20 protein-coding genes are annotated in these 22,511 nt (G+C 39.4%); 12 read left to right on the top strand and 8 right to left on the bottom strand.

Translation table 11 applies throughout. The annotated features are described in order from the left end of the window. Positions 1–230 precede the first annotated feature (230 nt). Together F938_RS17580 and F938_RS17575 are read left to right on the top strand one after the other, a co-directional pair. The gene (locus F938_RS17580) at positions 231–1,220 is read left to right on the top strand and encodes a hypothetical protein (RefSeq protein WP_005033917.1); all 990 of its coding nucleotides are present in this window, start codon (positions 231–233) and stop codon (positions 1,218–1,220) included. Between the two features lie 92 nt (positions 1,221–1,312). Then, positions 1,313–2,320, top strand: a complete 1,008-nt coding sequence (locus F938_RS17575) for a DUF6708 domain-containing protein (protein ID WP_005033912.1) — start codon at positions 1,313–1,315, stop codon at positions 2,318–2,320. Positions 2,321–2,357: 37 nt separating this feature from the next. On the opposite strand, the gene F938_RS17570 is transcribed toward F938_RS17575, so the two are convergent. The 8 genes from F938_RS17570 to F938_RS17535 form a co-directional block, all read right to left on the bottom strand. After that, positions 2,358–3,761 (bottom strand): efflux transporter outer membrane subunit, encoded by a 1,404-nt coding sequence (locus F938_RS17570; protein ID WP_005033909.1) that lies wholly within the window; start codon positions 3,759–3,761, stop codon positions 2,358–2,360. A 22-nt stretch (positions 3,762–3,783) separates the two neighbouring features. Beyond that, complete coding sequence (locus F938_RS17565; RefSeq protein WP_005033907.1) at positions 3,784–5,772, bottom strand: MacB family efflux pump subunit; 1,989 nt, start codon at positions 5,770–5,772, stop codon at positions 3,784–3,786. 2 nt (positions 5,773–5,774) lie between these two features. Next, a complete protein-coding gene (locus F938_RS17560; protein ID WP_005033905.1) occupies positions 5,775–7,133 on the bottom strand; it encodes a MacA family efflux pump subunit in 1,359 nt (452 codons plus the stop codon). A gap of 120 nt (positions 7,134–7,253) precedes the next feature. Continuing rightward, positions 7,254–8,246 (bottom strand): DNA polymerase III subunit delta, encoded by a 993-nt coding sequence (holA, locus tag F938_RS17555; protein ID WP_004825040.1) that lies wholly within the window; start codon positions 8,244–8,246, stop codon positions 7,254–7,256. A gap of 4 nt (positions 8,247–8,250) precedes the next feature. Continuing rightward, a complete protein-coding gene (locus F938_RS17550; RefSeq protein ID WP_004825039.1) occupies positions 8,251–8,784 on the bottom strand; it encodes an LPS-assembly lipoprotein LptE in 534 nt (177 codons plus the stop codon). Positions 8,785–8,938: 154 nt separating this feature from the next. Continuing rightward, positions 8,939–11,575 carry a leucine--tRNA ligase gene (leuS, locus tag F938_RS17545; protein WP_005033902.1) on the bottom strand — a complete coding sequence of 879 codons (2,637 nt, stop codon included), beginning with the start codon at positions 11,573–11,575 and terminating at the stop codon, positions 8,939–8,941. A gap of 121 nt (positions 11,576–11,696) precedes the next feature. Beyond that, positions 11,697–12,083, bottom strand: a complete 387-nt coding sequence (locus F938_RS17540) for a DUF4124 domain-containing protein (RefSeq protein ID WP_005033900.1) — start codon at positions 12,081–12,083, stop codon at positions 11,697–11,699. Between the two features lie 371 nt (positions 12,084–12,454). Next, complete coding sequence (locus F938_RS17535; protein WP_228129521.1) at positions 12,455–12,952, bottom strand: hypothetical protein; 498 nt, start codon at positions 12,950–12,952, stop codon at positions 12,455–12,457. Positions 12,953–13,057: 105 nt separating this feature from the next. Between F938_RS17535 and F938_RS17530 the strand changes: the two genes are divergently transcribed. From F938_RS17530 to ndk, 10 genes are all read left to right on the top strand, one after another. Next, positions 13,058–13,705: a TetR/AcrR family transcriptional regulator gene (locus F938_RS17530; protein ID WP_005033896.1), complete on the top strand. Its 648-nt coding sequence runs from the start codon at positions 13,058–13,060 to the stop codon at positions 13,703–13,705. Between the two features lie 634 nt (positions 13,706–14,339). Then, on the top strand, positions 14,340–16,067 hold the full coding sequence (locus F938_RS17525) for an acetolactate synthase 3 large subunit (RefSeq protein ID WP_010591029.1): 1,728 nt from the start codon (positions 14,340–14,342) through the stop codon (positions 16,065–16,067). Continuing rightward, the gene (gene ilvN, locus F938_RS17520; protein ID WP_004825027.1) at positions 16,064–16,555 is read left to right on the top strand and encodes an acetolactate synthase small subunit; all 492 of its coding nucleotides are present in this window, start codon (positions 16,064–16,066) and stop codon (positions 16,553–16,555) included. Before F938_RS17525 ends, ilvN begins: the two co-directional genes overlap by 4 nt. Positions 16,556–16,702: 147 nt before the next feature. After that, positions 16,703–17,719, top strand: a complete 1,017-nt coding sequence (gene ilvC / locus F938_RS17515) for a ketol-acid reductoisomerase (protein ID WP_004825025.1) — start codon at positions 16,703–16,705, stop codon at positions 17,717–17,719. An 84-nt stretch (positions 17,720–17,803) separates the two neighbouring features. Next, positions 17,804–18,601, top strand: coding sequence for a tetratricopeptide repeat protein (locus tag F938_RS17510; protein ID WP_005033894.1), 798 nt, complete (start codon positions 17,804–17,806; stop codon positions 18,599–18,601). A gap of 105 nt (positions 18,602–18,706) precedes the next feature. Continuing rightward, positions 18,707–19,543, top strand: a complete 837-nt coding sequence (locus F938_RS17505) for an XAC2610-related protein (protein ID WP_004825022.1) — start codon at positions 18,707–18,709, stop codon at positions 19,541–19,543. Between the two features lie 86 nt (positions 19,544–19,629). Beyond that, positions 19,630–20,916 (top strand): glycosyltransferase family 4 protein, encoded by a 1,287-nt coding sequence (locus F938_RS17500; RefSeq protein ID WP_005033892.1) that lies wholly within the window; start codon positions 19,630–19,632, stop codon positions 20,914–20,916. Positions 20,917–20,946: 30 nt separating this feature from the next. Then, entirely contained in the window at positions 20,947–21,498 is a 552-nt protein-coding gene (locus F938_RS17495) for a phosphatase PAP2 family protein (RefSeq protein ID WP_005033890.1), read from the top strand. Between the two features lie 173 nt (positions 21,499–21,671). Next, a complete protein-coding gene (iscX, locus tag F938_RS17490) occupies positions 21,672–21,872 on the top strand; it encodes a Fe-S cluster assembly protein IscX (RefSeq protein WP_004725877.1) in 201 nt (66 codons plus the stop codon). A 142-nt stretch (positions 21,873–22,014) separates the two neighbouring features. Next, a complete protein-coding gene (gene ndk, locus F938_RS17485) occupies positions 22,015–22,446 on the top strand; it encodes a nucleoside-diphosphate kinase (protein WP_004725878.1) in 432 nt (143 codons plus the stop codon). Positions 22,447–22,511: the final 65 nt, after the last annotated feature.

Raw genomic sequence — 22,511 nt, 5'->3', positions numbered from 1 at the left:
GTGGTTTTTGCACAAGCAGAGAAGGTTAAGGTCGAGAGTAAAACAACGATTATATTATGTTTTATCATTTTTAAATAAGACTATCAATATTTTAGTTTTTATCTTAACTGATAATTGGCATGTTATAAAGAAGACTTATTAAAAACTGAATTGAGTCTTTAAATATTTATATTTTAATGATATTAGCGTTGTTCAGTAATTTGGTTTGTACTAAATAAAATAGGTTTAAAATGAAAAATCCATGGTATTTCGTTCCTCGTACCAAAGTTGGAGAACGTGTAAAGAAGTATCAGCTTTTTAAACTTGATACTTTTGAACTCAAACGAGTAATCAATCATAATTTTTCAGTTGTTCAGATGAACTCTAACTTTATTGAATTCACAAATAAAAATTATGTTTGGAAAGGGAAAAATTTAATCTTTTTATTTTTATTGGCTATTCCTTATGTTCTTTTAGTTCTGTTTGGTAGTTATTTTATTTTAAAAGATGGTGTCGAAGATGAAAAAATTATTATTTATTCGAGCGCTATATTACTAGCATTTGGTGGATTATACGTTTTTATCACAATGTTAATTCCTTTTTTGAAATTCGATTTTTTAAAGCCTCTATATTTACCAGTTTTAATAAGTAGACACAATAATTCGATGACAGTGTGCTCTACAGGGAATAGCACCACTCAGTTTTCATTAGATGATTTGTATTTTGATATTGTTCAATCACAAGGTGTCGTTGGACTCCCTTTGTATGAGTTACATGCCTATATCCTTGATGGTGAAGTGATAAAACATGATATACAGTTGGGTACACCGAATATTCATAAAGACTATATAGAAGGCTTTTTATTGTTTATTAAAACTTATGTAGAACAGGGACCTGAAGCGTTGTACTACAGAAAAGGAATAGACGACCCTGAGCAAGATTATAAAAGTAAATTAACCTATTGCTATGATATTCAAGAGAAAAAAGAATCCTTTAAGCAAAGTTGGCAAACCGTGTTTATCAATCATTTTCAGACACCACTCTATGCGCTTATTTTTGCTGTACCTGAATTTGTAAGATTCTTTGGACGACGAATCACAGTTGTTTTTTCAAAGCCATTTTATTGGAGTGAAACGCTGAAAAAGGAGCATGTTGTAGATGAAAATGATCCCTATAGTGTGACAGCAAAAGACAATTTGAAATTTGGTTTTTTTAGTGTGAAAGAGAAGCAACATGAATAATGAAGCTTTATACATATTCAGTTTAAAACTAAAGATAGCAGATAAAGCACGAGAAGGTGATTTTATCTTAAACCATATTGAATAGGTCAAATATGCTTAATGGTACATTACAATATCCAGTGTATAAGAATGCTAGGCACCTAACACCTAAAGAAAAGCAAAATATTCTTTCGAAGAAAATAGCTTATAAATCAAGTGTGTTTCATGGCTATCACTTTGTAAAAATGAATTCTACCTATATGGAATGTGTAAATAACAGCTTCTTTTTAAAAGGTAATTCCTATTTTAATTTGCTTGGAGTTCTTTTTATAGCAGTTCCAGTTATTTTGATTGTTTGGCTCATATTTTTTTATATAACAGTAATTCGTGATGCTGAAAGTTTACTCGGCTTCATCGTCGTTTTTTCTCCAATGCATATTTTATTTTCTTTTATTTTTTATGTTTTTTATAAAGGTTATCAAAATTTTAAAAAGTATGAAAAATTAGGCTATAACTATTATCCAATCCGATTTAATAGAAAAAATCAAAAAGTCTATGTTTATGATGTCAGTGGTCAAATCTTTTCAGAGAATTGGGAGAAGATTGATTTTATTTTAAATCATCGACTGGGAGGCTACGAGGGCACTTTTTGGGAGATCAAGGGGTTTATCAAGGATAACAATGGCTTGATTACTTATACCTTTGCTTTTGCACTGAGTAAGCATAAAAAGCAAGAAACGCTTGAAATATGGCAGTTTATTAAAGAGTATATGAATAATGGACCTGAAAAGCTTTATTTTAATAAACATATAGTAGAAACGAGTCCTCGTTTAGTACCTGAGAAATTAAGCTATTGTTTAAATATTGAAGCACAGCCTGAGTCTTTAGAAACCAGTCAGGAAATCGTTGCATTAGATTATCAAAGTGAATTTCGATCATTCTACTCAAGGGCAATGATTAAAATTTTAGGTGCAACGCGCAATAAATTTATTCGTGCTGATAAACAACCGAAATGGTCTCAACAAGTTGAAAATGAATGTCAGGTTGATGCTAAAGACCCCTATGTTGTTGATGCTTCGACAACATACCAACTCGATACTTTTGGAAAAATAATCAAATAAAAAAAGCCCCGAAGGACTTTCTTATCTCAACAAATTTTTAAGGCATCTGCTGAATCGGACTACCACCTAAAGCCTGCATCAACGTCACATAAGCGTTGTACTGGCTTTGTTTGGTTTGTACCAAAGCCAAACGAGCGCTACGTGTTGTTTCCTGTGCATCCAAAAGATTTTTTAAAGCAATCGCACCATTACGATAACGAACATCAGTCAAACGTTCAGTTTTTTCTGCAAGCTCAAGATTCTTTTGTTGTAGCGCAACTTGTTTATCTAATTCAGTTCGATTCGATAACGCATTTTCCGTGTCTGCAAAAGCTTGATATAGGGTATTGCGGTATTGAACGATGGCTTTTTCATAGTCCAATTCACTAATCTTTAGGTTCTTTTGCATATCGTTATATTGCAAAAACGGTAAACTTAAACTTGCACCTAAAGTAAGCGCAGGATTTTTCAGTAAATTGGTCAGAGAGGTGCTGGTCGAACCTAGATTTCCAGTCAAGCTAATAGATGGATAATAACTTGCTTTGGTCGCATCTTTGGTAGCTAAAGACTCACGTAAACGTAACTCAGCAGCTCTCAAATCTGGACGACGTGACAAAATATCGGCGGGTAAGCCTGCCGCAATTTCAGGTAAACGAATCCGTGGCAACTGTTGAGGTTCTTGAATATTCAACTGTTGTACTGGAATCTGCAATAACACAGCCAAAGCAGTACGTGCTTCAACACGCTGTTGTTCAATCTGACTTAAACTTGCTTTTTGGCTTTGTACAGACTGCTCAGCTTGGGTTAAATCTAACCCTGAAACAGCACCTGCACGGTATTGGGTGCGCACCAATTCATAGGTTTTTTGGGTAGAGGCTAAGCTTTGTTGTGCAGAGCTATAGCGTTCATTTAAATAACCCAATTGCCAGTATAAGTTTGCAGTTGTACCAATTAAGGTTTGTCCTGTCGCTTGCAAGTCTTGTTCAGTGGCTAAAGACTCCCATTTAGAGGCTTCAGTCTGACGCGCCAATTTACCAAATAAATCGACTTCATAACTTACGCCAGCACTGAGCGATAGACCTCTGGCAGCATCATCGCCCGAGTTGAGATCAAAGCTATGTCCAGTTGAAACACTTGAATTGACACGTGGTCCTTGTTGATCACGTGCTAACCCAGCTCTTAATCGTGCAGTTTGTAAATTGATCCCTGCCACAGCCAAATCAGCATTTCGTTCAATCACTTGATTGACCAATTGATTGAGTTGCGTATCGCCAAATAAAGTCCACCATTGGTCTGCATAAAGATCAGCTTGAACTTGTTGAGATTTTGCTTTGTCATAAGCAAAACCATTGGGGATTTGTACCGCAGGTGCTTCATACGGGGTTTTCACCACAGCAGCACATCCCACCAGTGAGCTTCCAAGAATCAAGGCTGTTGCAAGTTTGCTTAAATTCATTTGCATTAATATTTTCCTTATTCTTCGGTTATTCAAGTGAAAGTGCATCGACAGGATTCAACTGCGCGGCATTTCGTGCTGGGATAAATCCAAACACCACACCAATCAAAGTTGAACATACAAATGCTGCAATGATCGAAGTACTTGAATACGCCATTTGGAAACTGCCTTTGGCAATATGTCCGATCAACTGTCCAATACCTAATGAAAGTAAGACACCTAATATTCCGCCTAAAATACACACCAAAATCGCTTCAATCAGAAACTGTTGTAGAATATCGCTTTGTCGTGCACCCACCGCCATACGTACCCCAATTTCCTGAGTACGTTCAGTCACGGAAACCAGCATAATATTCATTACACCGATCCCACCCACCACAAGCGAAATCACTGCAATTGCAGACACCAATAAGGTCATGGTTTGGGTGGTTTGTTCAATAGTTTGACGGATACTGTCAGAGTTTTGTGTAAAGACATCTTGTGCACCGTGGCGCTGTTCTAACAAGCTTAAAATGGCATTTTCAGCCACAGCGGTCGGGTAGGTGTCTTTGACACGAACAATGATGCTACGTACATTAGACTGCCCTAACATGCGACTCATCACGGTTGAGTAAGGGAGATAGACATTTAGGCTATCAGAACTCATAAAGCCTTGTTGTGCATCAATGACCCCGATGATTCGACTCGGAACACTGCCCAATAAAATCACTTGCCCTAACGGGTCAGTACCATCAGCAAAGAATGTCTTTTTGGTGTTGGAGTCAATCACGACATCCTGTGCACGTTGAGTCACACTTTGTTTGTCAAAAGGTTGACCTGCGACAAACTCTAAACCTCTTACATTGAAGAAGTCTGCACTTACGCCATTTACGGTGGCTGCTGCTTCGGTATCTTTAAATCGCGCTGTAACGCTACTGTTCACTGTTGGGCTAACTGCTTCTACATAGGGCTGTTCAGATAGTGCTTCAGCATCAGCGGGCACAAGGGTTTTAAATTGAGCTGTCTTTGAGTTGTCACCAAAGCCTCGACCCTGAAAGACCGTAATGGTATTGGTACCTAAACTGCTGATGTTTTCCAAAATTTGTTTTTGTGAGCCATTTCCGAGTGCAACGACAGACACCACGGATGCAATCCCGATAATGATCCCCAACATGGTCAGGAAAGTACGCATACGATGTGCATTCATTGCGAGCAAAGCCATACGGAAAGCTTCAGCAAAACGATCTAGTGCTGAACGCCAACGAGATGATTTTTTTCGACTGGATTTGGGCTCTGCATCTGCAACAACCTCAATCACATCGTCATGTTCTGGAACATTAGGCTTATCTGCAATAATATTCCCGTCACTGATTTCAATAATACGTGTCGCATTTTTTGCGACATTCATATCATGTGTAACCAAAATGATGGTATGACCTTTGGCATTTAGCTCACGCAAGATGCGCATCACTTCGATACCGCTATTTTTATCCAATGCGCCTGTTGGCTCATCGGCAAGAATAACATCACCACCATTCATCAAGGCACGGGCAATCGAAACACGCTGTTGCTGACCGCCTGAAAGTTGATTTGGACGGTTTTCAGTTTTTTCACCAAGTCCAAGATCAGTCAGGATTTCATGCGAGCGCTTTTGACGAACGGTGGGGTCCATACCTGCATAAATTGCAGGGACTTCGACGTTTCCAGCAGCATTCAAATCACCCAATAAGTGATAGCGCTGGAAGATAAAGCCAAAATACTCACGACGTAACTGAGCCAGCTCATCAGGTTCAAGTTTACGGGTTTCACGCCCATTTACCTGATAGCTTCCTGATGTTGGCTGATCCAGACAACCCAAAATATTCATCAAGGTCGATTTACCAGAACCAGACTGACCAACGATGGCAACCAACTCACCCGGATAAATCTTTAAATTAATACTTTTTAAAATCTGAATAGTGGATTCACCCGCAGGGAACTCACGTATCAGATTACTAACCTCGAGTAGAGGTTTGATCTGATGATTGTTCTGATCCATGCTTAGAGTCTCATTGGGCCATTTCTGTTACTACGTTTTGCAGAATCATTCGACGTGTCTGAACCATCGGCGAGAATCACTTGATCACCTTCATTTAAGCCACGTAACACTTCTGCTGTAACACGGTTATTTAAACCAATTAATACTTGTTTACGTTTGGCGCTGCCATCAGCCTGTAAAACACGAACGATTGCAACGGATGCTTTACCTTGATCTAGCAAAGCTTTCTCGTCTGCGGTTAACTCAAGACGCTCTGGGCGATCTGCTGCATTTTGTCCCTCTTTATGGGTTTGACCTTGAGCAGAAGAAGCAGGGCGATTTGAATTTGCACCAGATTGACCATTTGATTTATTGGCACGTTGTGGGCGATTTGAGGCTTGAAGTGCAGCTGCAGGAACAGTCAAAGCATTTTTAGCTTCCGCTAAAATAATATAAACCTGAGCTGTCATATCAATACGCAACTTGCCATCATCATTTGGCACATCGAAGAGCGCATTATAATAAATCGCAGTGCTTGATGACGATGATGAAGAATTGCTGGTTGTTTCTGTATTGATTGATTCAGGTGCAGGCTCTACTTGACGCAGTGTTGCATAACGTTTTTTCTCACTGTCTCCCAGTGTTGTGAAATAAACTTTTTGACCTTCCTGAACTTTCATGACATCAGCTTCTGATACTTGGGCTTTGATGGTCATGGTGTCAAGTTTAGCAAGCTTCACAATCGTTGGAGCGCTTTGATTCGCGTTAACGGTTTGACCTTCTTCAGTCACAATTGCAACCACAGTACCATCCATCGGCGCAACAATACGGGTATAACCTAAGTTTTCTTGTGAGGTTGCCAGTGTCAGTTTAGATTGTTCAATTTGCGCATTCATCGATGCAATATCGGCTTGTGCTGTCTTAAACGCAGCCAACGCACTGTCGTAATCAGCCTTAGATGTCGCATCTTGTGCATACATATTCTTCTGACGATTATATTCAGCTTCAGCCTTGGCTAAAGTGGCTTGTTTTGTGGTCAATTGTGCCTGTTGGTTTTTAATACTTGCTTCTGCTGTTTTTAAATCGTTGGTTTGTCGTACAGAATCAATTTGTGCGATCAATTGTCCTTGTTTGACTTGATCTCCCAGCTTTACATACATTTTTTTGACCTGACCAGAAACCTGTGCACCCACACTGACCATTTTGGTTGCTTCCAAGTCACCTGTTGCAAGTACAGAATCTTCAATATCTCCACGGGTTACTTCAGCAGTAATATACTGAGGCTGTGTATTTTTTGGTTTTAATGTGTACCATGCGATTGCTGCGACGATCGCTACACAGGCCGCTATAAAAATGGCTTTGGCTGGTTTTATTTTTGGCATAGCAATAATGAGACTGAGAGAAAAATTGATCAAATTATAATGATGAATTAAGGATAAAGCGTGAATTTTTTATAATAAATAGAAATGAGAATTATTCTAGTTGATCTTTGTGATTAAAAATTAAGCATTGATAAATAAAGACTTTCCACACAACTCTGCAATACATTGTTGAATGATATGTTCTGGTTTTTCTTGACTAAGCCCTTTAATAGCAGCATCAATGCGTAATAAAAGTGTCGGCCATGTTAAAAACGATTGTGGATTTAAACGTCTAAGTGCTTGTTGGTACAAAGAAATTTTTGTTTTCCAAATGCCAAGTTGTAAAGCATTTTGTGGCTGTTCATACAATTGCATCAAAAGACGCATTTCTTTACTAATGGTCCATAAAATTAAACTATCAGGTTCTCCAGACTCCAAAAGATATTGGAAAATCTTAATGGCTAAAGCTAAATTTCCAGCGATCAATGCATCGCTTAAATCAAAAGTGCTGTAGCGGGATTGATCTTGTAAGCATTGTTGTAAATGGTCGATTTCAATCTGTTTTTGATCGGGGAATGTATCTGCAACACGCATTAAACTGTTTTTAGCAGCCAATAAATTGTGTTCATGATGTTGTTCAAGCCATACCCATGCATCTTGATTGAGTTGAATACCAAGTTGTTCTGCTTCAATTACCAAGATGCGCTGACGGTCTTGTGGGTAATTCGCCGTCAATGCAACAACTACACCGTTGGCTTCAACCGTTTGGAAGAAAGCAGATTTTAAACTACTTGAATCCTGCTTTGGCATCACGATTACAAGTAAATTGTGTTCGTTATGTTGAATATATTGTTTGAGTTGTTTTAATCCATTGGCATCTGGCTTGATATTGCCATGCACTTCAAGTGCGAGATGTTGTGAAAATAAAGACAGGCTGTTTAAAGCATTAAAAACATTTTTCCAGTCTGAAACACTATTTAAATCATGACGCTGTCTTTCAATTTCATGCTTTGCCCAGCTTTTTCTTAATGCATCAAGCAAATTTTGCTCTAACAGTGGCTCTTGACCATGTAAAATCCAAACACCGCGCGCTTCATCAACACGTTTAAGGGCTTGTAAATAGTCAAGTTTCATAAGTTTATTGTGCTACTGGTTGGGTGGTAATATTTCTAGCTTTCGGTAAGCGGTTGGCTGCAATTTGACGAGACATTTGTTGAGCGATGTCATCAATCAAAATTTGGCTTAAATATTTATATTGTTGGTCATCGGTATTGACTGTCGCAACATCATATTGATAACTACGAGAGGCAGTCAATGTACGAGGTTCTGTAATTGGATTTCCTTGTTTGTCCTCAATCTGGAAAGTTACAGTGAGACGCAGTAAGGTTTCAACCAATTTACCATTGAGCTCATGGCGTACAGGTTTGTAACTGAGTACACGTAACACATAGGCATCATTCGCATTACTGAGTTGGACACCCGTTGCAGTCAAATAAACACTGAGTTTTTTCTCAAGATCTTCTGTATTTTCAGGTAGAACCAACTGTAATTTGGTATAAACCAAAGGCGTTGCTTGAGTATTGGTTCCCTTTAAATGAAAGCCACAACCGACTAAGCCCGCACTCAGACCCAAAGTTAATACAACTGCTGCAACACGTTGAACCAAATGCATGCTTTGTCCTCATGATATTTCATTAAAATATGAAATATTTAATCTTGATAAATTGTCCACATTTTAGAATCAAAGCCCGTTGAATGACAACGGGCTTTGTTTGGGTTTTGTTTATCGCATTAAGTCCCTCTTAGAAAGAGAGGCTTAAAAACTTTTAAACCACCAAATTCACTAATTTATTCGGCACAACAATTTCTTTCTTGGTTGGACCCGTCAAGAACTGTTGAACTTCTGGAAGTGCTTTCGCTAAGGTCAATAACTCATCTTTTGATGCATCTACAGACACTTCTAACTTACCACGAAGCTTACCATTTACCTGAACCACAATAGTTTGTGTATTACGAGTGAGTGCTGACTCATCCACAGTCGGGAACAAGACCGAAGTCAAGTCAACATTAAACTCAGCCAATAAAGTTTGACTTAAGTGTGGTGCAAAAGGTGCAAGCAAGGTCAATAGGGTAATAATCGCTTCACGTTCAACAGCGACATCATTGTCATCTTTTGCTTCAAACTTATTGCTGGCATTGAGTAATTCCATCAATGCTGCAATGGCTGTATTGAATGCATGACGACGTTCAATATCATCACCTACCTTTTGAATGGTTTCGTGAGTTTTACGACGTAAATCTTGTGCTTCTGTTGAAAGTTTAGCTGCATCAATCGCAGTTGCAGTATTGCCTTTTTCAAGGAACCCAGCTACCAAACGCCAAACACGTTTTAAGAAACGGTTTGCCCCTTCAACACCTGCATCCGACCATTCCAATGATTGATCAGGTGGCGCAGCAAACATCATAAATACGCGGGCAGTATCTGCGCCGTATTGGTCAATAATTGCTTGTGGATCGATGCCGTTATTTTTTGACTTCGACATTTTTTCTTGCCCACCAATGACAACTTCTTGTCCATCGCCATTATATTTAGCAGAAAGTATGCGACCTTTTTCGTCTTTTTCTAACTCAATATCCGCAGGGTTGAACCAGGTTTTTTTACCACTTTCAGCTTCACGGTAGAATGTGTCCGCCAAGACCATGCCTTGAGTGAGTAAGTTGGTGAATGGTTCGTTGCCTTGAACCACACCTTCATCACGCATTAACTTATGGAAGAAACGTGCATAAAGAAGATGAAGAATGGCATGTTCTACACCGCCAATATATTGGTTCACTGGCAACCATGACTGTGCAGCTTCAGGTTTTACCATACCACCAGTAAAATCAGGAGAAGCATAACGCGCATAGTACCAAGAGGATTCAACGAATGTATCCAAAGTATCCGTTTCACGACGGGCATCACCGCCACAGCTTGGACATTTTGTTTGATAGAATTCAGGCATTTTGTTTAAAGGATTACCTGAACCATCTGGTACCACATCTGTTGGAAGCACAACAGGGAGTTGGTCTTCAGGAACAGTGACTTGACCACACTGGTCACAGTTAATCATTGGAATTGGGCAACCCCAGTAACGTTGACGAGAAACACCCCAGTCACGTAAACGGAATTGAACTTTAGAACTTGCCAATGATTGTGGTTCTAATTTTGCAAGAAAAGCGTCAAAAGCAGCTTGGAATGTTAAGCCATCAAATTCGCCAGAATTAACCAATTTACCTTCTTTAGAACCGTACCACTCTTGCCACGTTGATGCAGAATATTCGGCATCATCTGCACCTTTGGCATCGATGACTTGTTTGATTGGCAAATTAAATTTATTGGCAAACTCAAAGTCACGTTCATCGTGCGCAGGAACAGCCATGACTGCACCTGAGCCGTAGGACATCAATACATAGTTGGCAATCCAGACTGGAATTTCTTCACCAGTCACAGGATGCTTCACCGATAAGCCTGTTGCCATGCCTTTCTTTTCAGCGGTTGCCAAGTCTGCTTCTGCCACTGAACCCATGCGACATTCTTCAATAAATGCAGCAAGTTCAGGCTGTCCAGCTTCTGATTGGATCGCGGCAGCTTTCAACGCCATTGGATGTTCAGCTGCAACTGCAACATAGGTTACACCCATGAGCGTGTCAGCACGTGTGGTATAAACCGTCAAACCATCGGCATAAACTTCTGGGTTCGCAGACGGGAAGGTGATGTCCATACCCGTTGAACGACCAATCCAGTTACGCTGCATGGTCAATACTTGTTGTGGCCAACCGTCTTTTAGTGTGTCGAGATCATCTAAGAGTTCTTGCGCATAGTCTGTGATGCGGAAGTAGTACATTGGAATATCACGCTTTTCTACCAATGCACCTGAGCGCCAGCCACGACCGTTTTCAACTTGCTCATTGGCAAGAACAGTCTGGTCAACTGGATCCCAGTTTACTGTAGAGAGTTTGCGATAAATCAGTCCTTTTTTATACAGTTGGACAAATAACCATTGTTCCCAGTGATAATATTCTGGTGTACATGTTGCAAATTCACGGTCCCAATCAACAGACAAACCAAGTTTTTTCAATTGGTCGCGCATATATGCGATGTTTTCAAACGTCCATTTTGCAGGCGCAACTTGATGTGCAATTGCTGCATTTTCAGCAGGCAAACCAAAAGCATCCCAACCCATAGGTTGCAGGACAGTTTCACCCTTGAGACGGTGAAAACGACTAATCACATCGCCAATCGTATAGTTCCGCACATGACCCATATGCAGTTTGCCACTTGGATAAGGGAACATCGAGAGGATATAACGACGTGGACCTTCTACAGTGTCGGCAACTTTAAACGATTTACGATCTTCCCAGTCTTTCTGGACTTGAGGTTCAATCGCACTAGCTTGATATTCAGGATCAATATGAGTAGTCATAAACGTATTTTGAGAACAATGGTTAAAAAACTGTGTTGCACAGCATAGCGCAAAATACACCTAAAAGTGAATTTTGCGCGTTTTTAAATATGAAAAACTTGCAATTTTGTTCTTAATTGAACTAGCGAAGCGTTGAATCGCTATTGGTATTATTTTGTGGAATCACTGTAGGTTGTTGTAGCTGTGGTGGATTCACGACAGGAACATTATTTACAGGTTGTCCATTTTGAGGAGCATTTTGCTGCGTATTGGATGGATTGTTTTGTGGGGCTGTCTGTTGGGCTGTAGGTTGGTTGGTCGGTGAAGGCGTTCCACGATAACCATAAGTGTCGACTTTAGTTTTATTGCGTGCATTTTTAGGTGGTGGCGTCGTGGTGTAATGGGTAGAGCCGTTACTGTCGACCCACTTATAATACTGTTTTGCATGACTGGTTGCAGCAGTCACAGACAACAAAGCAAAAATGGTCGATACAAAAACTGTGTGTGTAAAGCGTTGGTGTTGTTTCATGGTGCAGAACCTTTGCGTCAATTTTTATGCAGACTAAAGCTAGAAATAGTTATAGCGTCTAATATACAACGGATTGTTTTAGCTTGATCTGGATATTTTTTAAATTGTATTTATTTTATACAAAAAAATAAGTTTTAAAATAATTCTTTTGCAATTTTATTGGGTTATATCTGTGTTCTCTTATACGGAAACACGAGGTTTAGTGTTGGGTGCCATAGAATATCGTCCTCACCCAACACTAAATTTTTATTTCTCTTTTGAATAAAAGCCATGGTTTTTTATCATTAAAATCATTGTATATCATCTTGATATTCAATAAATGTGATCTTGACTGAAACTATATTTTGCTATCGTCATCTTTTAATTTCTATTTATGGCAGAGTTGTTTTAACTTGGACCGTTGCTATTACTGGTTTTCCGTCTATCAGAACAGGTTGGTGTTGATCATTGGCGAGCAATACGCCTATTGTATGTTCTCCAGCAGGTTCAGTGCAGGCGCCAAAATTGGCTTTGATAAGTGGACCTCCAAAATCACTGTTCATACTGTTATACGAACGGTTGGGTAAATTACAGCTATCACCTTGTGGATCAATCTTCATATGAATATGACCACAATGTGAATCATTGCCACACTGCCCCGCAGGTAATAATTTGAAATTACTACTTACGATGACTCCGATCGCACGCTCAGAGTCATTGCCTAAAGGGATTGCTGAGTGAGGAATAGGCCATACAATCTGTAATTTGGCAGATTCAACTTGAGGTGTTGTTGGTTTGGGTTGCGCCATTGCTGGATTGATTGACCCAACGTATAGTGCGAGTGAATAAAAAAGAGTGGATGTAGAGAGTAATGTTTTAAAAGAATACATAGGCTTACCGTTGTTTTTGTTGAGTTGGAATTTTAATGTAATCAGTGCATACATTGTGAAAATAGCATATCGTATAACCGCAACGAATTGCAATAGAGGAGAGTTATGACTCAATCGTCTTCAGATAAGTCAGCTGTATCAAGTACACGTACTACTTATCATCATGGTCACTTACGTGAAGCTTTAATTGAAGCCGCAGTACAATTGATTGATGAACAAGGGGTGGAGAAACTGAGTGTACGTGAGACCGCTAAACGTGCAGGTGTGTCTCCAGGTGCACCTTTTCGTCATTTTGCAACTCGTACTGCATTACTTACAGCTGTAGCTGAACAGGCAACAGAGCGCTTAGAGCTAGAAGTGCAACAAATGATGCACGCAGTAGAGGAGCAACCGCCATTGGTACGTTTCGCCACTATTGGTCGGAGCTATCTAAAGTGGGCGGCAACTTACCCTGTACACTTTCGTATTATCAGTGATCGTTCACTCATCGATTATGAGAGTTCCGACAAGTTAATATCCAGCAATACGAACATTCGTCATTTGATGCAACAATTGTTAAGAGATGCGTTTGGTGAGCAGATGGATGAACATAATCAGGCATTGGCAATCATAACAGCTCGTGCATTGGTGTATGGCTTAGCAAGAATGATGGTGGATGGTCATTTCCCAGAATGGGGTATAGCACAACAAACAACAGAACAGACAGTGGAGGAAATATTAGATTTTTTTGTCAAACATTTGTCTAAAATGTAATCATATTATTTAGCGATATATCAAAACGTTATTGATCGGAATGTAATAAATACTTTAAGTGAAGTTTTACAGTATTTTGATCATTATTATTTTGGCTAGAAAAAAATAGTGTGCCTGAATGAATTTTTTATATCAATTTTACAAAACCATCGTTATTTGGTGGGAGGATATTTTTCATACAAAAATATAAGTTTTAAAATAATTCTTTTGCATTTTTATTGAGTTATAAGTGATTGAAATTTTATTTATAATACACTTAAAAAAAAGGAATAGTTTTAAAAATAAACGGTTGGTAAATAATCAATAAAAACCTTATGAGAAACCTTGACTTTGTTCGCTAAAACTACAAAAATGCTTGCTCAAGTTTCAGATGTTTTTTTCGATCACCCTTCGAATAAAAGTATCAAAGCAAGCAATAACATTTTCTCTAAGCCGAGAAAATGACCAATACCGAAACATGTTTATCCCAACATATTTCAGTGATTCATACAGCCCACACGGTTGCGTGACGATTTATTTTTTTATTGCTGCAAAAACGAGTCAATATGTGTGCTATAACAGAGCGCACAATCAATGAATGAAACACAGTCTATGTCTCCCATAGTGCTGTGGAAAAAAGATTAGGGTGAATACGTTGGAACTTTTATCTGGTGGTGAAATGCTTGTTCGTGCATTGGCGGACGAAGGCGTTGAACATGTTTTTGGATACCCAGGCGGCGCAGTATTACATATTTATGATGCGCTATTTAAACAAGATAAAATTAATCATTACCTCGTGCGTCATGAGCAAGCTGCTGGTCACATGGCAGATGCATACTCACGCGTGACAGGTAAAACAGGTGTCGTACTGGTCACTTCTGGACCTGGCGCAACCAATACCGTAACACCAATCGCCACAGCTTATATGGACTCAATCCCAATGGTGATTTTGTCTGGACAGGTTGCAAGCCATCTGATTGGTGAAGACGCATTCCAAGAAACAGATATGGTGGGGATTTCTCGTCCAATCGTAAAACATAGTTTCCAAGTGCGTCATGCAAGTGAAATTCCTGCAATAATTAAAAAAGCATTTTATATCGCTTCTTCTGGACGTCCGGGTCCTGTTGTTGTTGATATTCCAAAGGATGCGACCAATCCTGCAGAAAAATTTGCGTATGAATATCCTGAAAAAGTAAAAATGCGTTCTTACCAGCCTCCGCATCGAGGTCATTCAGGTCAAATTCGTAAAGCAATTGATGAATTGGTGAATGCAAAGCGCCCAGTGATTTATACGGGTGGTGGTGTGGTTCAGGGCAATGCTTCTGAATTACTCACGGAATTGGCGCATTTATTAAATTATCCAGTGACCAATACCTTGATGGGTTTAGGTGCTTTTTCTGGAAATGATCCGCAATTCGTAGGCATGCTCGGAATGCATGGTACTTACGAAGCCAATATGACCATGGCAAATGCGGACGTTATTTTAGCAATCGGCGCACGTTTTGATGACCGTGTAACCAACAATCCTGCTAAATTCTGTCCAAATGCTAAAGTCATTCACATTGATATTGACCCTGCGACCATTTCGAAAACGATTATGGCGCATATCCCAATCGTCGGTGCGGTAGAACCTGTACTTCAAGAGATGTTGGTTCAGTTGAAGCAAATGAATGTTTCAAAGCCAAATCCAGAAGCGATTGCAGATTGGTGGACACAAATCAATGAATGGCGCAAAGTTCATGGTCTGAAGTATGAAGCAGGTCAAGATGGTGTGATGAAGCCACAACAAGTGGTTGAAGCATTGGATAAGATTACCAATAGTCAAGCAATCATTACTTCTGATGTTGGTCAACATCAAATGTTTGGTGCCTTGTATTATAAGTACACACGTCCACGCCAATGGATTAACTCAGGTGGTTTGGGGACAATGGGTGTAGGTTTGCCTTATGCAATGGCGGCAAAATTGGCATTCCCAGATCAACAGGTGGTGTGTATTACAGGTGAAGCATCTATTCAGATGTGTATCCAAGAGCTTTCTACATGTAAGCAATATGGCTTAAATGTGAAAATTCTTTGCTTAAATAACCGTGCTTTAGGAATGGTTAAGCAGTGGCAAGATATGAACTATGAAGGACGTCATTCAAGTTCTTATGTTGAATCTTTACCTGATTTTCCAAAACTTATGGAAGCATACGGGCATGTTGGTATCCAGATTGACCATGCAGATGAGCTTGAATCTAAGCTTCAAGAAGCGATGGCGATCGACGATAAATGTGTGTTTATCAATGTCATGGTTGACCGTACAGAGCATGTATATCCAATGCTGATTGCAGGTCAGTCAATGAAAGATATGTGGTTGTCTAAAGGGGAGCGTACTGAATGAGACATATAATTTCTGTACTCGTTGAAAACGAAGCTGGTGCGCTTTCTCGTTTGGTGGGGTTGTTTTCTCAACGTAACTACAACATTGAAACTTTAAATGTAGCACCAACTGAAGATCCAACCATGTCGCGTTTGACATTGACGACTTATGGTGATGATCACAAGATCGAGCAGATTACCAAGCAACTCAACAAATTGGTTGAGGTGGTTAAGGTTGTTGATCTGTCTGAGGGTGCGCACATTGAGCGTGAACTGATGCTGATTAAAGTCAAAGCATTAGGTTCTGCACGTGCTGAGATCAAACGCACTGCGGATATTTTTCGTGCGCAAATTGTCGATGTAACACCAACGACTTATACCATTCAGATTGCGGGTACAACAGAAAAAATTGACGGCTTTATTGATGCGCTTGCAGAGAACACAATTTTAGAAGTGGTTCGTTCTGGCGTATCAGGTATTGCCCGCGGTGAAAAAGTTCTTTCACTGTAATTTATTCAACCCTTAATTAATTATTTGATTTTTTATTCCCTCATGTATAACCTCTTCTCGGAATAGAAGAGGGACTTAGACTAGAAGATTCCAAACAAAAATCTTCAGGATAAGAAGAGGAAACACAGCATTATAGCGGAGACAGCAATGCAAATTTTTTATGATAAAGACTGCGACTTATCTATCATCCAAGGTAAAAAAGTAGCGATCATTGGCTACGGTTCACAAGGTCACGCACATGCGCTTAACCTTAAAGATTCAGGTGTAGACGTTACTGTTGGTTTACGTGCTGGTTCAACTTCTTGGAAAAAAGCTGAGAATGCAGGTCTTAAAGTTGCTGAAGTTCCAGCTGCTGTTGCTCAAGCTGATTTAGTCATGATTTTGACGCCGGATGAGTTCCAATCACAACTTTATCGTGATGTGATTGAACCAAACATCAAAGAAGGCGCAACTTTGGCATTTGCTCATGGTTTCTCTGTTCTTTATAACCAAGTTGTTCCGCGTAAAGATTTAGATGTAATCATGGTTGCACCAAAAGCGCCTGGTCACACTGTACGTTCAGAGTTCCAACGTGGTTCAGGTGTTCCTGATTTGATCGCCATCCATCAAGATGCTTCTGGTAATGCACGTAATGTTGCACTTTCTTATGCTTCTGGCGTAGGTGGTGGTCGTACAGGAATCATCGAAACTTCATTCCGTGAAGAAACTGAAACTGACTTATTCGGTGAGCAAGCAGTTCTTTGTGGTGGTGCGGTTGAATTGGTTAAAATGGGTTATGAAACGCTTGTTGAAGCGGGTTATGCACCAGAAATGGCTTATTTCGAATGCTTACACGAACTTAAATTAATCGTTGATTTGATGTTCGAAGGCGGTATCGCAGACATGAACTATTCAGTATCAAACAATGCTGAATATGGTGAATATGTGACTGGTGTTGAAGTGATCAACGAGCAATCACGTGAAGCGATGCGTAATGCGCTTAAACGTATCCAATCTGGTGAATATGCGAAGATGTTCATTCAAGAAGGTGCGTTGAACTACCCATCAATGACTGCTCGCCGTCGTCAAAATGCAGCGCACGGTATCGAAGTAACAGGTTCTAAGTTACGTGCAATGATGCCTTGGATTCAAGCGAACAAAATCGTTGATAAAGAAAAGAACTAATTTTTAGTTTTACCAAAGCCCACTCTTTTGAGTGGGTTTTTTTATGCTATATTTTAGATAAATTGAATAATAAAGTCGCACAAAATGGTATTAAAAAAACAATTTACCTTGATTGGTTTGCTGAGTTATTTTGCTATAAGTTTGACGTTTGCGCAAAATAGAGTTGTAGAAGCTACTCGGCATACATCTCAGTCTGAATCGAGTAATGTTCAAAATTTGGAAAAGAATGTGCTTGATGAAAAGCTTGCCTATGATGCTTTAGAAAAAGCCAATCAGTATTTAATCGCAGGACATCCGCAGCAGGCGATTGTAACCTTACATACTGCAATTCAATATTTTGAAAAATATCAAAATAGTCGTCAATATGTCCTTTATGCTGCCAGCGGAACAGCTGAAACCTTACTGTATCTAACGCTTGATATCGGAAAGCAAAAAGATATTAGAGTCTTTTCAGGAACTTGGGCTGACTTATATTTTCAAACAGCTTATGCCTATATTGAAATGAGTGATTGGAGCAATGCACAGTCAGCGTTACAAAAAGCATTGTTATTGTCTCCTTTTAATAGTGGGTATTTAAAAGAACTGGGATTTATTCAGCAAGCACAAAAACTGTGGCAAGCATCATTAGAAAGTTTTAAAGCAGCTGAAGAGTATGTGTATTTGGTTGAGCCTAAGCAGAAAAGATTGACGATTCAACAGGGTGTAATGCGTAGTCTAGGAGTGAGTTTAATTGAATTAAATCAACTGGATGAAGCGGTTAAATATTTTAATCAGGTGTTAGAAGTTGATCCGTCTGACTCAAAGGCGCGTAATGAATTAAAATACATTGATGAGTTGAAGAAAAAAGGTGATATTGCCAAACAGCCAATTGGTCGCGTTTAGATTCCGATCTTTTAAATCATCTAAGGGGCGCAATAATTAACTTATAAAAAATTATTTTGTGATAAATTACACATTATTGATTATCGTTGAATATGGTTTTGAATCATGAAATTTAAACTTTTTCTCACTATGATGACTTTGTCTATTTCATGTTTTAGTTATGCTGAAACTCAGTCTACTTCTGTACAGGCAAATACCAGTTTAAAGCCATTAAGTGGTGTGCGTGTGTCGATGCAGCGTATGCTTAAATCAGGTGAAGGTCGTTATTATATGAATCTTTATGCAGGGATTGCACATCCGCATGGCGTACTGACTGATTTAATGAATGGTACAACGATAGACTTTAAAGGAACTCAAAAAGGCGATCAGTTAGATTTAAAATCACTGGCTTCAGAAGCAGATAACACCACTGTTGGCAAGTATCAACTGACAGGTGTGCTGAATGCAAATAGCGGATTGTTTAAAGCTACACTTTTAGAAGCAGGCAAAACAGCTGGGCAATCCATACAATTTGAACCTGCTTTTAAGGTCGTGAATAAACCAGTTTTTATCTTTAAATTCTATGGTCAGGACGATGCCAATAGCCCATTTGGCAAAACTTTAAAACGTGTAGATGTATTGAATAAAAACAACAATACTGTCGTGCAAAGCCTTACTGGGTTTACAGGCTATCCAAACAGTGTCGGTTATATGGATATCAATTTTGATGGTTATTATGATGTAATTGTTTCTGACTTATCTCAAGGTCGCGCAGTAGAGGATAAACGCTATATTTATTGGATGTATAATCCAAAAACTCAACAGTTTCAGCGTTCTCCACAACTGGAAAAGATTGCAGGCTTTCCAAACCTGCATGGTGAAAAGCAACAGATTGACTTTGGCAATGGACAAGTTTACCAAGTGGAAAACGGTCTACTCATTCGCGTGAAAGGCGATCAGTAATTGGTCAAAAAACTGTCATAAAATAATCATTAAATTGTCAAGAAAATAACCTAATCTGTTAAAAAAATGAACAGATTAGGTATCGTATGAATAAACCGTTCACGAACACCTTGCAATTTAAACAACAAGATTTTCCCGATAATATTCAGTATTATTTCAACCCAAACAACAAGAAAACGACAACGAATAATGATGACCTTATTCGTGATTTATCTCGACCTCGTCTCAAAATTGCAATCGTGACTGAAACATGGCCACCAGAAATTAATGGTGTTGCTTTATCTTTGATGCAACTGTGTAAAGGGTTGCAAAATCAAGGACATAAAATTCTGCTTATTCGTCCTGAGCAAAAAGCGCAATGCTATGACTTCGTTCCCAATAAAGAATGCTTGGTGAATGGGCAATCAATTCCAAAATATCCAGATATGAAGTTCGGTTGGCCACAATTCCTCAAAGTTTCTCAAGCGATTTCTGCATTTACACCCGATGTCGTGCATATCGTGACTGAAGGACCATTAGGATTTACAGCATTACACGCAGCTAAAACACGACGTATCCCCGTTTCAAGTGGCTTTCATTCACAATTCCAAGAGTTTAGTCGGTTCTTTGATTTGGCATTCTTGGTCAAGCCGATTCAAAGTTATTTGAGATGGTTTCATAATGCAACACAACTGACCTGTGTCCCTAGCCGTGACACTGAAATCGCTTTACGTGAATTTGGTGTGACCTGCCCATTGGTCGTCGTAGGCAGGGGGATTGATACAGATCGGTTTTCTTCACAACGTTATTCAGCACAGCTTAGACAGCAGTGGGGCGCAGATGAAAACACTACGGTGTTGATTTATGTTGGGCGTTTATCTTCGGAAAAAGAAGTTAATGTGGTAATTGATGCTTATTCCGCGTTACGTAAGCAATCTCAGCGTCAAGTCAAATTGGTGTTGGTGGGAGATGGTCCTGATCGTAGCCGATTAGAAAAAATGCCAGGTGCAGAACATGTGATTTTCATGGGTAGCCTAAGTGGCACGCAACTTGCTGAAGCTTATGCAAGTGCTAATGTTTTTGTATTTGCCAGCCAAGTCGAAACTTTTGGTAATGTGGTCATTGAGGCGATGGCAAGTGGCTTACCGATTATTGCCTATGATTATGCCTGTGCCCAACTTCATGGCAAACACACTCAAACAGGTTGGTTATGTTCAATTGGCGATATTCAACAGTTAACACAACATGTGTTGCAAATTCCAGATAACAACATGCTGAAACGCATGGGGCAACAAGCCATGCAAGATGTTCAAAGCATCGGATGGCAACATCCAGTTCATCAATTCGAAGAAGCACTATATCAGGTTACGCACTATGCAAAACGGCTGACCTAGTTCATCTCAAATAATGAGAGGAGAGTGAAAATGAATTTTAAAAATACCAAAATAAAAATGCTCGATCTCGATCTTAGAGGTTGCTTATATCTCAATAACTTATCGCATACGCAAAGTGTTGCAACGTTTTTTAAAACCATTAGTCGTCTAGGTGATGGTGCTTTTTGGTGCGCAATGTTAATGCTGATATGGTTGCAAAAAGGCTGGATGTATGGACTGCAATTGCTCTATGTCGTGGTTGCAGGTCTGTTAGGAACGGGGATTTATAAATTTCTAAAACATAAAACAGTTCGCCCGCGACCTTATCAAGTTCATCAGGTGATTATTTTAGGTGAGCGCCCTTTAGATCATTTTAGTTTTCCATCAGGTCATACACTACATGCTGTGATGGCAACGATTGTTTTTGGCTATATCCAACCCCTGATGTTATTTATCATGACACCTTTCACTGTGTTGATTGCGCTGTCACGAATGGTTTTGGGCTTGCATTATCCAAGTGATGTGATTGTTGGGGCACTGATTGGTGCAAGTGTCGCAAGCTTGATTGTTTTAACTGCGCCTTATTTAGGAGTAATTCTATGATGGTTTATTTATTGGTGGTGTGTAACTTCATTTTTAAAGAATCAGATGACTTTGATCATCAAGGTTTTAATTTTGAATGATGGTCTACACCTAGTCGCAAATATAGATGAATTGTCCACAGCCCCTAAGATTTGGTAAAGTAGCAGAATTAAATAAAGCAAAGGAATATGAGCATGGGCTTACGTTGGACAGATACGATTGACATCGCAATTGAACTCAGTGAAGCGCACCCAGATGTGGATCCACAATGGGTGCGTTTTACCGATATGCATGCTTGGATTTGTGCTTTGCCAGAGTTTAGTGATGATCCAACAAAATCGACAGAAGGTTTGTTGGAAGCCATTCAAATGGCATGGATTGATGAAGCAAATTAATCGCTTCTCGATGTAATTCAATGGTGGAATCTCACTACACATCGAAAAATCCAATTTTTTTACAGATTAAAAGCGGAAAATTATTCATTATTCGGTATAATGCGCCAAAAATTTCGTGTCAAATTGACTTAAGGAGCCAATCATGGCTATTGAACGTACTTTATCTATCGTAAAACCAGATGCAGTTGCTAAAAACCACATCGGTGACATCTTTGCTCGTTTCGAAAAAGCTGGTCTTAAAATCGTTGCGACTAAAATGAAACACCTTTCTAAAGCTGAAGCTGAAGGTTTCTATGCTGAGCATAAAGAACGTGGTTTCTTTGGTGATTTAGTTGCATTCATGACTTCTGGTCCAGTAGTTGTATCTGTTCTTGAAGGCGAAAACGCTGTTCTTGCTCACCGTGAAATTCTTGGTGCGACAAACCCTAAAGAAGCTGCTCCTGGTACAATCCGTGCAGATTTCGCTGTAAGCATCGATGAAAATGCTGCTCACGGTTCTGACTCAGTTGCATCTGCTGATCGTGAAGTAAACTACTTCTTCGCTCAAACTGAAGTTTGTCCACGTACTCGTTAATTCGACGTATTTAGGGTCTATTTTCTTATCCAATAAATCTTCGATTTATGAATTGATAACAGACC

This window comes from Acinetobacter bereziniae LMG 1003 = CIP 70.12 (assembly GCF_000368925.1).
Classification (GTDB): Bacteria; Pseudomonadota; Gammaproteobacteria; order Pseudomonadales; family Moraxellaceae; genus Acinetobacter; species Acinetobacter bereziniae.
This window is presented reverse-complemented; position numbering and strand designations above follow the sequence as displayed.

Bases quoted from the DNA above. Each gene is read 5' to 3' on its own strand.
- F938_RS17565 (WP_005033907.1), bottom strand. From the start codon at position 5,772: ATGGATCAGAACAATCATCAGATCAAACCTCTACTCGAGGTTAGTAAT.
- F938_RS17500 (WP_005033892.1), top strand. From the start codon at position 19,630: ATGAATAAACCGTTCACGAACACCTTGCAATTTAAACAACAAGATTTT.
- iscX (WP_004725877.1), top strand. From the start codon at position 21,672: ATGGGCTTACGTTGGACAGATACGATTGACATCGCAATTGAACTCAGT.
- F938_RS17510 (WP_005033894.1), top strand. From the start codon at position 17,804: ATGGTATTAAAAAAACAATTTACCTTGATTGGTTTGCTGAGTTATTTT.
- ndk (WP_004725878.1), top strand. From the start codon at position 22,015: ATGGCTATTGAACGTACTTTATCTATCGTAAAACCAGATGCAGTTGCT.
- F938_RS17540 (WP_005033900.1), bottom strand. From the start codon at position 12,083: ATGAAACAACACCAACGCTTTACACACACAGTTTTTGTATCGACCATT.
- F938_RS17530 (WP_005033896.1), top strand. From the start codon at position 13,058: ATGACTCAATCGTCTTCAGATAAGTCAGCTGTATCAAGTACACGTACT.
- holA (WP_004825040.1), bottom strand. From the start codon at position 8,246: ATGAAACTTGACTATTTACAAGCCCTTAAACGTGTTGATGAAGCGCGC.
- F938_RS17495 (WP_005033890.1), top strand. From the start codon at position 20,947: ATGAATTTTAAAAATACCAAAATAAAAATGCTCGATCTCGATCTTAGA.
- ilvC (WP_004825025.1), top strand. From the start codon at position 16,703: ATGCAAATTTTTTATGATAAAGACTGCGACTTATCTATCATCCAAGGT.
- F938_RS17535 (WP_228129521.1), bottom strand. From the start codon at position 12,952: ATGTATTCTTTTAAAACATTACTCTCTACATCCACTCTTTTTTATTCA.
- F938_RS17505 (WP_004825022.1), top strand. From the start codon at position 18,707: ATGAAATTTAAACTTTTTCTCACTATGATGACTTTGTCTATTTCATGT.
- F938_RS17550 (WP_004825039.1), bottom strand. From the start codon at position 8,784: ATGCATTTGGTTCAACGTGTTGCAGCAGTTGTATTAACTTTGGGTCTG.
- F938_RS17560 (WP_005033905.1), bottom strand. From the start codon at position 7,133: ATGCCAAAAATAAAACCAGCCAAAGCCATTTTTATAGCGGCCTGTGTA.
- ilvN (WP_004825027.1), top strand. From the start codon at position 16,064: ATGAGACATATAATTTCTGTACTCGTTGAAAACGAAGCTGGTGCGCTT.
- F938_RS17580 (WP_005033917.1), top strand. From the start codon at position 231: ATGAAAAATCCATGGTATTTCGTTCCTCGTACCAAAGTTGGAGAACGT.
- F938_RS17575 (WP_005033912.1), top strand. From the start codon at position 1,313: ATGCTTAATGGTACATTACAATATCCAGTGTATAAGAATGCTAGGCAC.
- F938_RS17570 (WP_005033909.1), bottom strand. From the start codon at position 3,761: ATGCAAATGAATTTAAGCAAACTTGCAACAGCCTTGATTCTTGGAAGC.
- leuS (WP_005033902.1), bottom strand. From the start codon at position 11,575: ATGACTACTCATATTGATCCTGAATATCAAGCTAGTGCGATTGAACCT.